This window comes from Sphingobium sp. WCS2017Hpa-17 (genome assembly GCF_031843765.1).
Lineage (GTDB): Bacteria > Pseudomonadota > Alphaproteobacteria > Sphingomonadales > Sphingomonadaceae > Sphingobium.
On the sequence record NZ_JAVTIV010000014.1, the window covers coordinates 54,704 to 67,615 of the forward strand.

General features: G+C 64.5%; 17 protein-coding genes. 4 read left to right on the plus strand and 13 right to left on the minus strand.

Annotated features, from left to right (window positions below; translation table 11 throughout):
* Nucleotides 1-91: 91 nt before the first annotated feature.
* Nucleotides 92-769: an HAD-IB family hydrolase gene (locus tag RQH62_RS17410; protein WP_311269990.1), complete on the plus strand. Its 678-nt coding sequence runs from the start codon at nt 92-94 to the stop codon at nt 767-769.
* 81 nt (nt 770-850) lie between these two features.
* Here the strand turns inward: RQH62_RS17410 and RQH62_RS17415 are convergent, their stop codons facing one another.
* The gene (locus tag RQH62_RS17415) at nt 851-1,396 is read right to left on the minus strand and encodes a thiamine phosphate synthase (protein ID WP_311269991.1); all 546 of its coding nucleotides are present in this window, start codon (nt 1,394-1,396) and stop codon (nt 851-853) included.
* A gap of 23 nt (nt 1,397-1,419) precedes the next feature.
* Between RQH62_RS17415 and RQH62_RS17420 the strand changes: the two genes are divergently transcribed.
* Nucleotides 1,420-2,157, plus strand: coding sequence for a YggS family pyridoxal phosphate-dependent enzyme (locus tag RQH62_RS17420; protein ID WP_311269992.1), 738 nt, complete (start codon nt 1,420-1,422; stop codon nt 2,155-2,157).
* On the opposite strand, the gene RQH62_RS17425 is transcribed toward RQH62_RS17420, so the two are convergent.
* Nucleotides 2,135-4,936, minus strand: coding sequence for a TonB-dependent receptor domain-containing protein (locus RQH62_RS17425; protein ID WP_311269993.1), 2,802 nt, complete (start codon nt 4,934-4,936; stop codon nt 2,135-2,137). The two genes, RQH62_RS17420 and RQH62_RS17425, sit on opposite strands and share 23 nt — an antisense overlap.
* A gap of 186 nt (nt 4,937-5,122) precedes the next feature.
* Nucleotides 5,123-5,782 carry a ligase-associated DNA damage response endonuclease PdeM gene (gene pdeM / locus RQH62_RS17430; RefSeq protein WP_311269994.1) on the minus strand — a complete coding sequence of 220 codons (660 nt, stop codon included), beginning with the start codon at nt 5,780-5,782 and terminating at the stop codon, nt 5,123-5,125.
* Between the two features lie 64 nt (nt 5,783-5,846).
* On the opposite strand from pdeM, the gene RQH62_RS17435 reads away from it, so the two are divergent.
* Entirely contained in the window at nt 5,847-6,674 is an 828-nt protein-coding gene (locus RQH62_RS17435; RefSeq protein ID WP_311269995.1) for a rhodanese-related sulfurtransferase, read from the plus strand.
* A gap of 105 nt (nt 6,675-6,779) precedes the next feature.
* Here RQH62_RS17435 and RQH62_RS17440 read toward each other — a convergent pair whose 3' ends face one another.
* Genes RQH62_RS17440 through RQH62_RS17455 form a run of 4 tightly spaced genes read right to left on the minus strand, consistent with a single transcriptional unit; the run spans nt 6,780 to nt 8,866 of the window.
* On the minus strand, nt 6,780-7,043 hold the full coding sequence (locus RQH62_RS17440; RefSeq protein WP_311269996.1) for a hypothetical protein: 264 nt from the start codon (nt 7,041-7,043) through the stop codon (nt 6,780-6,782).
* A gap of 5 nt (nt 7,044-7,048) precedes the next feature.
* Nucleotides 7,049-7,804, minus strand: a complete 756-nt coding sequence (locus RQH62_RS17445) for a SprT family zinc-dependent metalloprotease (protein ID WP_311270053.1) — start codon at nt 7,802-7,804, stop codon at nt 7,049-7,051.
* Complete coding sequence (locus RQH62_RS17450; RefSeq protein ID WP_311269997.1) at nt 7,761-8,198, minus strand: YcgN family cysteine cluster protein; 438 nt, start codon at nt 8,196-8,198, stop codon at nt 7,761-7,763. Before RQH62_RS17450 ends, RQH62_RS17445 begins: the two co-directional genes overlap by 44 nt.
* The gene (locus RQH62_RS17455; RefSeq protein ID WP_311269998.1) at nt 8,186-8,866 is read right to left on the minus strand and encodes an SCO family protein; all 681 of its coding nucleotides are present in this window, start codon (nt 8,864-8,866) and stop codon (nt 8,186-8,188) included. Before RQH62_RS17455 ends, RQH62_RS17450 begins: the two co-directional genes overlap by 13 nt.
* Nucleotides 8,867-8,906: 40 nt before the next feature.
* Between RQH62_RS17455 and RQH62_RS17460 the strand changes: the two genes are divergently transcribed.
* Complete coding sequence (locus RQH62_RS17460) at nt 8,907-9,518, plus strand: ankyrin repeat domain-containing protein (RefSeq protein WP_311269999.1); 612 nt, start codon at nt 8,907-8,909, stop codon at nt 9,516-9,518.
* A gap of 204 nt (nt 9,519-9,722) precedes the next feature.
* Here RQH62_RS17460 and RQH62_RS17465 read toward each other — a convergent pair whose 3' ends face one another.
* From RQH62_RS17465 to RQH62_RS17490, 6 genes are all read right to left on the minus strand, one after another.
* On the minus strand, nt 9,723-10,118 hold the full coding sequence (locus RQH62_RS17465) for a hypothetical protein (protein WP_311270000.1): 396 nt from the start codon (nt 10,116-10,118) through the stop codon (nt 9,723-9,725).
* A gap of 27 nt (nt 10,119-10,145) precedes the next feature.
* Nucleotides 10,146-10,640, minus strand: coding sequence for an MmcB family DNA repair protein (locus RQH62_RS17470; RefSeq protein ID WP_311270001.1), 495 nt, complete (start codon nt 10,638-10,640; stop codon nt 10,146-10,148).
* 109 nt (nt 10,641-10,749) lie between these two features.
* Entirely contained in the window at nt 10,750-11,412 is a 663-nt protein-coding gene (locus tag RQH62_RS17475) for a cell wall hydrolase (protein WP_311270002.1), read from the minus strand.
* Nucleotides 11,413-11,586: 174 nt separating this feature from the next.
* Complete coding sequence (locus tag RQH62_RS17480; RefSeq protein ID WP_311270003.1) at nt 11,587-11,928, minus strand: DUF1491 family protein; 342 nt, start codon at nt 11,926-11,928, stop codon at nt 11,587-11,589.
* The gene (locus tag RQH62_RS17485; protein WP_311270004.1) at nt 11,918-12,442 is read right to left on the minus strand and encodes a PaaI family thioesterase; all 525 of its coding nucleotides are present in this window, start codon (nt 12,440-12,442) and stop codon (nt 11,918-11,920) included. The genes RQH62_RS17480 and RQH62_RS17485 overlap by 11 nt, the downstream gene beginning before the upstream one ends.
* The gene (locus RQH62_RS17490) at nt 12,402-12,869 is read right to left on the minus strand and encodes a PTS sugar transporter subunit IIA (protein WP_311270005.1); all 468 of its coding nucleotides are present in this window, start codon (nt 12,867-12,869) and stop codon (nt 12,402-12,404) included. The genes RQH62_RS17485 and RQH62_RS17490 overlap by 41 nt, the downstream gene beginning before the upstream one ends.
* Nucleotides 12,870-12,912: the final 43 nt, after the last annotated feature.

Below are 12,912 nucleotides of genomic sequence, written 5' to 3' on the forward strand. Positions count from 1 at the left end.
GATTACTGGTCCATTATCGGTTGCACGGCAAGCCGAAACGGCCCATCCGCAAGCCAGAACGAAGGGCGGACAGAAAAGTTTCGGAAACGGCATGACGACATACAGGCTGGCCATCTACGACATGGACCGCACGGTGACGTTCAGCGGCACCTATACCGGCTTCCTGATCCATGTGGCGTGGCACATGGCGCCATGGCGACTGGTGCTTTTCCCCTGCGTCATCCTGTTGATGCTGGCCTATGTGCTGAAACTGATCAGCCGCCAGCGCCTCAAGGAACTCAATCAGGCGCTGATGATCGGCTATAATGTCGAGCGCGCGAAACTGATGCCGCATATCGAAAGCTATGCCGACAAGGTCGTAGCCACCAACCTGCGCGCCGGCGCGATGGCGCAGATCGCGCAGGACCGGGCGGACGGCTATCGGCTGGTGCTCGCCACCGCCTCCTACCGCCTCTATGTCGAGCCGATCGCACGGCGGCTAGGCTTCGACGCGGTGATTGCGACGGATCATCTGTCACAGGATCTGCGCTATGTTCGTGCGAAGATCGCCGGCGAAAATTGCTACGACACCGGTAAGCTGCGCATGATCAAAGCCTGGATGGCGGCCGAAGCGATCGACCGGACTCAGGCGCATATCCGTGCCTATTCCGACCATGTGTCGGACGCGCCGATGCTGGAGTTCGCCGATATCCCCTTTGCCAGCAATCCGCATAAACCGCTGGCGAAGCTGGCAGCCGCGCGGGGGTGGACGCGGGTGGACTGGAACTGACGTCCTACGTCCGTTTAGTTCGCGAGCCTGTCGAGAAGCATGCACCCTGTTCTCGACAGGCTCGAACCGAACGGCGGTAGCTCAACAGGATAATCCGTCGATCGCCGCCCAGCCATCAGCGCCGATGCCGGCCAGCATCCGTCGATGCGCAACCTTCACACCACCCAATGCCATAACCGGTGGCTCCACTTGCCGCGCCAGCGCCGCAAATCGGACGCGGCCCAACGCTCCCGCGCCAACGTGCGACCGGGTCGGGAAGAGGGGGGAGACGAAGCAGATATCGGCCTCTCGTGCCGTTAGCGCCTGCTGTCGATCATGGACCGCTCGGCTCCGCAACAGCGGCCGCGCCATCCGTCGACCGTCGCCATGCACGCCGTCCGCCCGCCACGCCACCGCCAGCCGCGCATCGCTCGCCACCAGCAACAGCAACCGCCGCCGTCGCGCGATCGCCCGCAACGCGTCGAACAAAGCCCGGCGCACCGGCGGTGCCGTGCGATAGTGGCGAAACACGATGCCGGCTTGCCCCTTGGGCAGGCGCGCCGCAGCCGCCAGCAACGCTGCATCATCGATCCGTTCGTCGGTCATCAGCCACAGGTCTGGCAGTTTTTTGCGGTGGCGGTGCGACATGGCCCTCGCCTATAGCAGCCCGCATGACCACAGACAGCCTCATCGACGCCGCCGAACGCCTCGCCACCCTGCGCGAGCAGATCGGCCGCGCCGCGCGCCTGACCGACCGCAGCGGCGACGCCATAAACCTGATCGCCGTGTCCAAGACCCATGATGCCGATGCCATCCGCCCGTTGCTCCATGCCGGGCAGCGCGTGTTCGGCGAAAACCGGGTGCAGGAGGCGCAGGAGAAATGGCCAGCGCTGCGCGAGGAATTTTCCGGCGTGGAGCTGCATCTGGTCGGCCAGCTGCAATCCAACAAGGCGGCCGACGCCGTCGCCCTGTTCGACGTCATCCACAGCCTCGATCGCCCCTCGCTGCTGACCGCGCTCGCCAAAGCGATGGATGCGGCGGGCAAGCGCGTACCCTGCTTCATTCAGGTGAATATCGGCGCGGAGGAGCAGAAGGGCGGCTGTTCCATAGCCGACACCCCCGCACTGATCGCCGCCGCGCGCGATGCCGATATTCCGGTGCCCGGCCTGATGTGCGTGCCCCCCGCCGATATCGAGGCCGCACCCTTCTTCGCCCTGCTCGCAAAAATGGCGCGAGAGGAAGGCCTCCCGCGCCTGTCGATGGGCATGTCGGGCGATTATGAAACCGCCATCATGCTGGGCGCGACCGACATTCGCGTCGGCACCGCCCTTTTTGGCGAAAGGCCGTCTCCCGCTCGCCCCATACCGGCGAGCGGGAGAGGGATGCTTAGAAACTCCCGCGCAAAGTAATTCCGTACGTGCGCGGTTCCGCCAGATAGGCGGAGATGAGCTGGTTCGCCATCGGCGCGCCGGCCGCGAACTGGCCGGTGGTGGACGTGCCGGGGCTGCTCGACTGGAGCGGGCTGGAGAAGGCGACCTGGGTGTAATTCTGGTTGAAGATATTCTGGCCCCAAAATTCCACCGACCAGCGCTGGTCCGGCCCACGGATACCGACGCGGGCATTCACCACGGCAAAGCCGTCCTGATTCTTCTCCGGGAACAGGTCGGACCCGGTATTGAAGTCGCTGGTCATGCGCCCGTCGACATAGAAGAGCGCCGACAGGCCCGATGATCCGATATCGGGCGTCCAGGCCATGCTGGCGGTCGTCACCATCTGCGGTGCATTGCTGTTGATCGATCCGGGTAGCAGGAACAGCGCCGGATCGAGCGGTACGCTGCCATCGCCGCTGCCGACCAGCCGGTTGGCGAATTTGGCGCGGGCATAGGTTGCGCCGCCGGACACGCGGAAATTGCGCGCCGGACTGACGCTGGCTTCCAGTTCGATGCCCTGGCTGATCAGGCCCGGCCCGACATCGCCGCTGTCGCAGGTCCGCGCCGCGCTCAGGGCGCTGTCGCAGCCATTGATATTCTGTACGACGAAGCTGGTGCCGTTGAATGTGTTCAGCTGGAAATTCTTGAACTCCTGCCGGAAGGCAGCGACGTTCACGCTCCATTTCGGCTGCACATATTTCAGACCGATTTCGAAGCTGTCGACCTTTTCCGCGGCGAAGCGCAGGCTGGCCACGTCCGCATTGGTCCGCGGCGAGAAGACCGCCGGAATAGCGTTGAGGCCGGTCGATCCCAACTGGAACCGATCCAGATTATAGCCGCCCGCCTTATAGCCCTTGGAATAGCTGCCATAGAGCAGCAATTCGTCGATCGGCTTCCAGGATAGCACCGCCGTACCGGTGAATTCCCCGTCGCTGATCTTGTCGTTGAGGTCGAGCGCGTTGAGGCCGGTCGATCCATTGCCCAGGCACCCCAGAGTCAGGATACCGCCAGCCAGCGTCGCCGCGCTGCCCAGTGCCGGATTGGTGGCGATGCCGGGCAGGCCAGACGCCTGCAACGCCGCGCAGGTCGCATTATTATTGTTGAAATCGGCGGAGAAACGCTTGCTTTCATGGGTGTAGCGCAGGCCCAGAGTCAGATCGAGCCGGTTGGTGATGTGAACGATATTATGGGTGAAGAGCGCCCAATTCTCGCTCTTCTGCCGATAGAGGGAGGCGACGTCGCCGGTCCCTTCCGGGATCGCCGCCAGCGCGCGCAGGCCATTGCCCAGACCCGTGGAAATCGCCCCGGCCTGCGCCGCCGCGATCGGGGCTGGCACGCCTCGCGCGATCAGCGCGGCGGTCAACCCGGCATTGAGGTTCGCCTGCGTTCCGGTGATGAGCGGTTGGGTGGCAAGGCCGCTACCGCAGGCCGCCAGCTGTTGTGCCGTGAAGTTGCTCGTCGCGCCCGCACCGGCCATCAGGCGGCAGGCGGCGAACCGGCCATAATCCGCACCAAAGCGGATATTATCCTGCAAGGTCAGCCGCTCATTGGCGTAATAGCCGCCGACCAGCCAGTCGAGCTTGTCGTTGAAGGCCGACCCCTGCAACCGCAATTCCTGCGTGAAGGTCTTGAACTGGCGATAGGTGTTGGGATCGCGATAGAGCAGGTCGGCGGCATTATAATCATAATCGCCATAGTCGCGGGATTTATAGTCGCGATAGGCGGTGATGCTGGTCAGCTTGGCGCCGCCGAAATCATAGTTGATCTCGCCCGACACGCCCCAGTCCCTGAGCTTGCTGACATAGTCGCGGCCCGGCGTGACATGCAGTTCGCGGTCATAGGGATCGGCCGGGATCACGCTGCCCTGGCCCGCCAGAATCGCGGCGATGCGGTTGAAGGGCGCGTCGGTATAGCCGCCGCCCGCCGCCCGCCGCCGCTCGCGCGCCTCGATATAGGCCGCGCCACAGCAGCTTTCGTCGCGATTGGTATAATCGCCGATCAGCCGGATGGAGAGCGCATCGTTCGGCTCGATCAACGCCTGCCCGCGCAGGAAATAGCGGTCGCGGTCATTAGTGTCGCCAACTGTGTTGCCCGTGCCGTCGACCAGCTTGTAGAAGCCGTCGCGCTTGCTCCACACGCCATCGAGTGACAATGCGATACCATCGGCGATCGGCCCGGTAACGCGGCCCGACAGGCGCCAATAATCATAGTTGCCATAGGTGACCTCACCCTTGGCATGGAAGGTCTGCTCCGGCGCCTTGCTGATGATGTTGATGAGGCCGGCCGAGGCATTGCGGCCGAACAAAGTCCCCTGCGGCCCGCGCAGCACCTCGACCCGCTCGATCTCGCCCAGTTCGTTGAGGCCCGCGCCGGTGCGCGAGCGGTAGACGCCGTCGATGAAGACCGCGACCGAGCTTTCGAGGCCCGGATTGTCGCCGACCGTGCCGATGCCGCGAATACGGGCCGACGCATTGGCTTCGGAGCCGGTGGACGACACCAGCAGCGACGGCGCCAGCTGGTTCAGCGTGCGGATGTCGCTCGCGCCGCTATTCTGCATCGCCTGTGCGCCCACCGCCGATACGGCGATCGGCACATCCGACAGGGGGCTGGCCCGGCGTGTGGCCGTCACGATGATATTTGCGCCATTATCGTCCGCAACCAGTTGCGGCGCGGCCGCGTCCTGCGCCAGAGCGGCAGGGGCAAACATGCACAGCGCCAACGCACCCACGGTCGTCAGCAAGGGACTCTTGTCTGTCATGATGTCGATCCTCTCCTGGCCCGCACCGCTTTTCGCCGCGTCGGGATGATGGTGATTATGCTGTCACAGCAAGGACATGGCAAGACTCGCCCGCTTTTCTGCGCTTTTTCCGCAGCTGCGGGACGAGGGGCCTGACTCATGTTGCCGGATAGCAACATAGGGTAGGCGCAATTCCGTAACGGAAGGTTACGATAAGGGAAAGCGCAGCAATCTGTCCGCGACCGGCACCAACGCAGCCGCACCCGGCCCGACCGCCCGGCGAATCTCCCCATGGCCCGCATCCAGACCTCCCGTCAGCGCCCCCAGCGCAGGCAGGATCAGCTTGGTGGCCGATCCCACGAAACAGCGTCGCGACACATGCCGGCCCCGGAGCGACAGGCGCAGCTTAGGATGGAAATGGCCGGAAATTTCGGGGCGCGGATCATCCGCCTCCGCCTCATGCCGCAACCATATCCCCTCGACCTGCGCCTCAGCCACCCGGCGTCCCCCCGGCATATGCGCGACAGCAGCGTCATGATTGCCGGTAATCCAGATCCAGTCCAGCCTTTCCGTAAGGGAAAATAGTCTTTCGCGCGCCAGCGGGTCCAGCCGGGCGGCCCCATCGGCGTCATGAAAGCTGTCCCCCAGCGACCAGACCGCCTGCGCGCCGGTGCGTTCCACCAGCGCCTCGATCACGTCCAGCGTCGCCTGACTGTCATGTGGGGGCAGGAACTGGCCAAAGCGCGCATACCAGCTCGCCTTCTCGAAATGCAGGTCCGCGACCAGCAAGGCCCGCTGCGCCGGCCAGTACAGCGCGGCCTCGGGTAGTGCCATGAAGGCCTGACCTGCGAACGAAAGGGGAACCATGCCCCGCCTATGCGCCTGTCTGCCCCGGCTTTCAAGAGGCGGCGCAAAGCCCTATAGGCGCGCCATGTCCAGCTACACCGTCGCCGCCCTCTATTGCTTCACCCGCTTCGCCGACCCGGCGTCGATCGCCGCCGAGCTGCGCGTGCGGTGCGCGGATCTGGAAACATGCGGCACGCTGATATTGGCGGGGGAGGGGATCAACGGCACGGTCGCGGGCAGTGCCGAAGCCATCGCCACGCTGATCGCCCACTTACGCACCCTGCCGGGCTGCGCCGCCATGGACGTCAAATATTCCCATGCGCACGGCGCGCCCTTCGCCCGGATGAAGGTGAAGGTGAAGGCGGAAATCGTGACGCTGGGCGTGGGCGATCTCGACCCCGCCAATCAGGCCGGCACGCATCTCGATCCGGCCGACTGGAACGCGCTGATCGCCGATCCCGACACGGTCGTCATCGACACGCGCAACGCCTATGAGGTGGCGGTCGGCACGTTCGAGCGCGCGATCGACCCGGAAACCCGCTCCTTCCGCGAATTTCCCGACTGGTTCGACACTTTCGCCGCCGATCTCAAGGCGCAGGGCCGGACCCCGAAGATCGCGATGTTCTGCACCGGCGGCATCCGCTGCGAAAAATCCACCGCGCTGGTGAAAGCGCGCGGCTTCGACGATGTCTATCACCTCAAGGGCGGCATCCTGCGCTATCTGGAGGAAATGCCGGAAGCCGAAAGCCGCTGGCAGGGCGACTGCTATGTCTTCGACGAGCGGGTGGCGGTGGGCCATGGCCTCAAGGTCGGCGACTATGCCACCTGCAAGGACTGCGGGCTGCCCTATCGGCAGGGCGCCGACCATGACTGCCCCGGCGACGCATCGGGCGCCTGGCCGCATCGCGCCTGATCCACAACATCCGTTCGCCCTGAGCCTGTCGAAGGGCCGCTCTTTCGTGCCCGCGTTAGAAGGAAGGGCAGGGCTTCGACAGGCTCAGTCCGAACGGGATGGATCTCAAACCGGCTCTTCCACCAGCTCCGCTATCTCGAAGACATAATTTTTCCAGCCGCGCATCTTCGCGCCGTCCGCCGCCGGGCCTTTGAGCTTCTTCGCTTCCGCCAGCGAGCGCGTATGGCCCCAGAACACCTCGGTCTTGCCATTTTCCAGCACAGCCACGATCCGCCAATAATGGGTCAGCGGGTCCGCCGTCGGCCCGATCCGCTTCACATAGCCGTCCGGCATGGTCGCAATCAGATAGCGTCTCTTCGATCGCGCCATCAGAATCAGGCCCGGTAGCGGTGCAACCCCGCCCCATGCGCACGCAGCCATTCGCGCGCCGGTCGGGGATCGGCGCCATAGATGCGCTTATGCGCCGCATGGAAAGCCGGGCTATGATCCATATGCAGCAGATGGGCCAGTTCATGCGCCACCGTTGCCCGGCGCACCTCCGGCGGGGCCAGAATCAGCCGCCAGCTATAGCGGATCGCGCCGGACGACGCGCAACTACCCCAGCGGCTGCGCGTATCGCCCACGCCCACCGACGCGACGATCAGCCCATGATCCAGCGCCATGGCGTGACTCTCCGTCTCCAGCACCGCCCGCGCGCGCGCCACCAGCCAGCGCTGCACCCGCGCGCCCACCGATTCCGCCGCGCCGCCCAGCAGCAACCGGTCGCCCTCCAGCCTGATCGTCCGTGTCGCGCCTTCAACCCAGTGAATCAGGACGTCGCGCCCCTCCAGCGGAAAGGTCGCACCATGCTCCAGCACGGTGATCGCCGGCTGCTTCGCCATCTGCGCGCGCACCCAGCCTTCATGATCCTGCGCCCAGCCCAGCGCCTTCTTCAAATTCGCCCGCGCCGGCAGCGACAGGCGCAGCGCCCCGCGCGCGCTGTCGATGGTCAACCTGTAGGCCCGCGCCCGTGCCGACCGGCGCACCAGCACCCGCATGGCCACGCCGTCGATCAGGATCGCGGCGTCCGCTTCAGCCTTCCCAACCTCAGACTTCGCGGTCGACAAGATGATTTTCCCAGTCGCCGGCATCGGCCTCACCCACGGTCCAGCCGCGCACCGACTGGCCGGCGCGATGCACCGCCTCCCGGTCGCCGCAGACCAGATAATGCCAGTCGGGCAGGGGCAGCCCTTCGCCGCGCAGCCGATAGGCGCAGGTGCGTGGCAGCCATGCGATCTGCCGCACCTTGGCCGGGGTCAGCCGCACGCAATCGGGCACGAATTTGCGCCGATCCTTGTAATTGCTGCATTGCCCGCTGTGCCGGTCGAGCAGGCGACAGGCGATATTGGTCGGATAGATACGCCCCGTATCCTCATCCTGCGCCTTGTGCAGACAGCATTTGCCGCAGCCGTCGCACAGCGCTTCCCATTCGGCCTTGTCGAGCTTGTCGAGGGGCTTTTCCCAGAAGTGCGTCACTTGATCCATTTTTCAAGAAAGGCGAGCACCTTGTCGGGCGCGCCTTCGTCCACATCCGCCGTCGCGGGATCATCCACCGGCACCAGCGCCACCGGCTTGCCGTCACCATCGAACAGATAGGGCGTGCGGCTGTGGCTGACCAGATAGTCGGTCGTCGCGCCCGCCTTTTCCGTGCCCTTTTCGGGATTATAGATCACCACGAAATCCTTGGCCACCTTCGCGATCTGTTCTTTCGTGCCGGTCAGACCGATGAGGCGCGGGTGGAAGGCGGCGACATAGGTTTTGAGCACCGCCGGCGTATCCCGCTCCGGATCGACGCTGATCAGCATCGGCTGCACCTTGGCGGCCAGCGCCGGCCTGGCCTTCTCGAACTTGGCGAAAGCCTGCATGATCCGTTGCAGGTCGACCGGGCAGACGTCCGGGCAATAGGTATAGCCGAAATAGACCAGCCGATACTGGCCCTTGAACTGGTCCCAACTGGTCGGCTTGCCGTCCTGATTGGTCAGGGTGAAGGGCGCACCGATCCGCGCGCCGATCAATTCGCCCTGTTCGCTCTCCCCGCTTGATGCGTTACCGCCAGCCCCCATATTGCAGGCAGCCAGCAGGGCAAGGAAGGGAAGCGCCAGATAAGGCAGGGCGGCGATGGCGGCGTCTTTGTTCATGGCATGGCCAGCCATGCCCTGCTAGGACATGATTTGCAATGCAACGGGGCGTATAATGAAGAGCAAGATCCTTTCCGCTTTCCTGGGGTTGATCTCCATGGCGCTGCTGACGCCCGCACCGGCGCAGGCCCAGTTTTCGGATAATTATAATTTTCTGAAGGCGGTGAAGGACAAGGATGGGCAGAAGGTCACCGACCTGATCCAGAAGCCCGGCTCCACCGTCATCAACAGCCGCGATGTGTCCACCGGCGAAAATGCGCTGCACTTCATCGTCGCCCGGCGCGACGCCACCTGGCTGAGCTTCCTGCTGTCGAAGGGCGCCAACCCCAACCTGACCGACAATGACGGCAATACCCCGCTGATGGATGCGGTGCAGGGCCGGTTCGAGGAAGGCGTGCGCACGCTGCTCAGCTACAAGGCACAGGTCGACAAGGTGAATGGCAGCGGTGAAACCCCGCTGATCCGCGCGGTGCAGCTGCGCGATATCGGCATCGTCCGCCTGCTGGTGGCGCAAGGCGCCAGCCCCGACAAGCGCGACACCATCGCCGGCATGTCCGCCCGCGACTATGCCGAACGCGACGGTCGCACCCCCGGCCTGACCGAAGCGCTGGACGCCGCCAAAACCACCGCCGCGCCCAAGGGTCCGGTTCAGGGTCCGGTGTTCTGAGCCTTTCATATCCCCAGTTTTTAGGGTCAGAATAGCGCGCAATATCCATATATAAGCAACGTCATCCTAAACTTGTTTCAGGATTCATCGAGCCTCCACGCACCGTTCGTCTAAGGGGAGAAATGGATGCTGAAACAAGTTCAGCATGACGATTATTAAAAAGGGCATAGCCAGCTCCCTAAATTAGTCGCTGGCTCATACAATTTAGCGCCCTGCCTTCACCTCATCCTCGCTCCACCAGCGCAGATGATGAGCGACGCCGCTGCGCAGGATGCAGCTTTCCAGCGCGCTCGCCAGCCGCTCCACCGTCTCGCTGGCATCGACCCGGCCCAGCCAGCTCCACACGCGCGGTTTCGACGGGTGGATGAAACACAGATGTCCGTCATCATAGGCCGCCAGCGCGCCGCAACCGATCCAGAGCGCAAAGCCGGGATTGTCCACCGCCACGCACCAGCCCCAATCCTCGGCCACCGCCTTCTTTATGCGATAGCCCTGCGCGGGCAGGCCGATCACCAGTTGCCGCGCCAGCAATTCGCCGCGCAGTGCCGTGCCGGGCGGATCACATAACGCCCCGGATCGAAATTCCAGATGGGATCGCATCCCGTTTCCCGCTGCCTGTAGCTGGCCCTACCAGCCGATCTCCGCAGCATGGTCCGGGTCGCTCAATGCCGTCAACCGTCGTGCGGCACGCCGGGCGAAGCGCAGCGTCTCCGCCTTGCGCCTTGCCGCCGCCAGCGGCTCGACCGGGGCAGGGCGCACCAGTTCGGCATCATATTGGTCGGCGACGATCAGGCCCGTCCGCGTCGGCCACAGCGCCTCGCTGTCGAACAGGGTCAGGTCGAACCCGGCCGGCACCGCCCAATAATAGCGGTCGCAATAGTCGAAATAGTCGGGCCACTTCATGTCGCCCAGCAGATCGGCCTTGCTGCACTTGATCTCTACGATGGTCAGCCGCCCGGCCCCGTCGATCGCCATGATGTCCGCCCGGCGCCCGTTGGGCAGCGGCACTTCCAGGATTCCGCTCATGTCATGGCGGAAAAACAGCCGCAAAGTCCCCCGCGCCACCGCCAGTGCGGTGCCGTCGGTCAGGGGGGAACAGGGGTCAATCGGGGCGCTACTCATGGCCGCACCTTAGAACAGGACAGGAACAAATGAAAAGGCCGATTCGGATGAACCGAACCGGCCTGAAAGTTTCGCCAGCGCGATAAGGCGCGCGCCGCGCGCTTTATCTTCAACGATAGAAAATATGATTGTCGATCGACGCCAGACGGGCCTTGCCCCAGCCCGGCGAAACGCGGCGGGCGTGGAAGAAGAGCGCGCCTTCCGCGCGGCTGTCCCAGCTGTCGTTCGCCGCGATCTGGGCGATGGCGACGGCTTCGCGCCAGCTGCGGCTTTCGGTGCGGACCGGGGGCATGCCGCCACCGCGCACGAAGCTGAACTGGCTGGGCTGGTACACGACGCCGCACAGGCTGTCGGCAAACCGGCCGGACTTGGCGCGATTGATGATCACGCGCGCGACGGCCAGCTGGCCTTCCAGGCTTTCGCCCTTGGATTCGAAATAAACCGCACCGGCGAGGCACTTCATGTCGCCGTCCAGCTCCTCGGGTGCGCCTTGGGCGTCGACCAGAGCAGCGAGGCTGGTGGCCTGCGCGTCGGTATCGGTGGAAAATGCGTTGGCCTTGTTGGCCGAATCCAGCGGCTGCGCAACTTCGTGCGGCGCGGAAAAAACGACGGCAGACTGGGTGCCGGTCGAAGCTGTGGCAGGGAAAGCCTGCGGAAGAGAGGTAACCGAAGCGACCGACTCACCGGCGATCGACATATCGGAAGCCGTGACCGCAGCGGCGGCGGACAGGGCAAAGGCTGCAACCAGGGCAGCTTTCAGACGAAAACTCATTACGGCTCAAAATCATGCGGTTCTTGGCCGGAAACGTCGTTTTAACCCATATTCTCTGACGTTCGGCCGCCCCCCGTCTGCGTGTTTACCGGCCCCGCCCCCCGTTGGGCGAATTCGGCAACCTGCGCGTTGGCGTCGGGGGCCTGTGCCGAAACCATGACGATGTGTCAACGATCAGCAGAGTGTTTCCACGGCAAACCGTTCCGCTTCCGCGACGTCGAGTTCCACGACCCACAGGTCGGGGTCCGACCTGCGCCGCCGCGCCAGATAGGCGTCCAGAGCCTCCATCCCCTCATCGGGGGACGGACCACAGCGCAATAACGCATGACCGCCGTCAAAGTTCGAAACCCGCTCGAAAAGACCCGAAAACTGCCCTTTTTCAAGCGTCTGGATCAGAATCACGCCGCTGATCTCGTCGCCTTTGCACAGGATGGTGGCAAAGCCGCCGGCAGCGCCCACCCGTCGCCTGAGCGCACCCACCAGCATGACGCTGGTGAGCCGCGCGTCAGCGGCCATGGCCCGGCCCATAGCCTGGCAACGAAGAAAGCGGGAATTGGGAGCGCATGAAGGTGCCCGTGCCGCGCCCGACCTCCTCGCCATCGGCGTCGATCAGGCTCGCTTCGGCGACATAAACCCGGCGCTTGCCGCTGATCCAGCGCCCCTCGGCCCGGATTCGACCGGGACCGATCGGCCGGGTGAAAAGCAGGTTGAAGGCGGTGGTCAGCAGGAAACGGTCGCTGACCAGGCTGTTGGCGGCATAGAAGGCCGCATCGTCCAGCATCTTGAAATAGACGGTGCCGTGCACCGCGCCGGCGGCATGAAACTGGCTTTCATCGACATCGAAGTCGATCACCGACCGGCCCGGTTCGCTGATCGTCAGTTCCGACCGGAACAGCCGGTTGATCGGCGCGGAGCGATAGAGATTTTCCAGCGCGCGGAAATGTGCCGCCTCGCCGCTCATCGCCGAAGGATCGGTGTCAGGCCCGGATTCAGGCAGCGTCACGCGCCCCGCCGCCCGCCAGCAGCGCATGCAGCGCTTCCGTCGATTGCGCGCCGCGCAGGCGGATCACCTGACTCTCATCGCGCAGGTAACGCGATACACGCGCCAGCGTCTTGAGATGCTCGGCACCGCTGTCGACCGGCGACAGCAGGGCAAAGACGACGTCGACCGGCGCGTCGTCCACCGCGTCGAACGGCACCGCCGGGTCCAGCAGCACGACCACACCGCACATGCGGGCAAGGCCGGCAATCTTGGCATGGGGAATGGCGACGCCGCCGCCAAAGCCGGTCGATCCCAGCCGCTCGCGCTCGAACAGAGCGTCGCCCACTTCGTCCGCATCCAGATCATAGGCGCAGGCGGCGAGGGTGGCGATCTTCTGGAAGAGCGCCTTCTTGCCGTTCGCCGACAGACCCGTGGCGAGCGCCTCGGCAGAAACGATGTCGTTGAAGTTAACCATGGTCAATCCGAAACGGCCGAGCCGCGCGGGCGAAAATTCGCGC

What these genes read in the sequence shown, in the direction of transcription:
- RQH62_RS17465 (WP_311270000.1), bottom strand. Translation starts at nt 10,118, where the DNA reads ATGCGATCCCATCTGGAATTTCGATCCGGGGCGTTATGTGATCCGCCC.
- RQH62_RS17450 (WP_311269997.1), bottom strand. Translation starts at nt 8,198, where the DNA reads ATGGATCAAGTGACGCACTTCTGGGAAAAGCCCCTCGACAAGCTCGAC.
- RQH62_RS17455 (WP_311269998.1), bottom strand. Translation starts at nt 8,866, where the DNA reads ATGGCTGGCCATGCCATGAACAAAGACGCCGCCATCGCCGCCCTGCCT.
- RQH62_RS17485 (WP_311270004.1), bottom strand. Translation starts at nt 12,442, where the DNA reads ATGCGCTGCTGGCGGGCGGCGGGGCGCGTGACGCTGCCTGAATCCGGG.
- RQH62_RS17425 (WP_311269993.1), bottom strand. Translation starts at nt 4,936, where the DNA reads ATGACAGACAAGAGTCCCTTGCTGACGACCGTGGGTGCGTTGGCGCTG.
- RQH62_RS17460 (WP_311269999.1), top strand. Translation starts at nt 8,907, where the DNA reads ATGAAGAGCAAGATCCTTTCCGCTTTCCTGGGGTTGATCTCCATGGCG.
- RQH62_RS17420 (WP_311269992.1), top strand. Translation starts at nt 1,420, where the DNA reads ATGACCACAGACAGCCTCATCGACGCCGCCGAACGCCTCGCCACCCTG.
- RQH62_RS17475 (WP_311270002.1), bottom strand. Translation starts at nt 11,412, where the DNA reads ATGAGTTTTCGTCTGAAAGCTGCCCTGGTTGCAGCCTTTGCCCTGTCC.
- RQH62_RS17470 (WP_311270001.1), bottom strand. Translation starts at nt 10,640, where the DNA reads ATGAGTAGCGCCCCGATTGACCCCTGTTCCCCCCTGACCGACGGCACC.
- RQH62_RS17410 (WP_311269990.1), top strand. Translation starts at nt 92, where the DNA reads ATGACGACATACAGGCTGGCCATCTACGACATGGACCGCACGGTGACG.
- pdeM (WP_311269994.1), bottom strand. Translation starts at nt 5,782, where the DNA reads ATGGTTCCCCTTTCGTTCGCAGGTCAGGCCTTCATGGCACTACCCGAG.
- RQH62_RS17415 (WP_311269991.1), bottom strand. Translation starts at nt 1,396, where the DNA reads ATGTCGCACCGCCACCGCAAAAAACTGCCAGACCTGTGGCTGATGACC.
- RQH62_RS17435 (WP_311269995.1), top strand. Translation starts at nt 5,847, where the DNA reads ATGTCCAGCTACACCGTCGCCGCCCTCTATTGCTTCACCCGCTTCGCC.
- RQH62_RS17440 (WP_311269996.1), bottom strand. Translation starts at nt 7,043, where the DNA reads ATGGCGCGATCGAAGAGACGCTATCTGATTGCGACCATGCCGGACGGC.
- RQH62_RS17490 (WP_311270005.1), bottom strand. Translation starts at nt 12,869, where the DNA reads ATGGTTAACTTCAACGACATCGTTTCTGCCGAGGCGCTCGCCACGGGT.
- RQH62_RS17445 (WP_311270053.1), bottom strand. Translation starts at nt 7,804, where the DNA reads ATGCCGGCGACTGGGAAAATCATCTTGTCGACCGCGAAGTCTGAGGTT.
- RQH62_RS17480 (WP_311270003.1), bottom strand. Translation starts at nt 11,928, where the DNA reads ATGGCCGCTGACGCGCGGCTCACCAGCGTCATGCTGGTGGGTGCGCTC.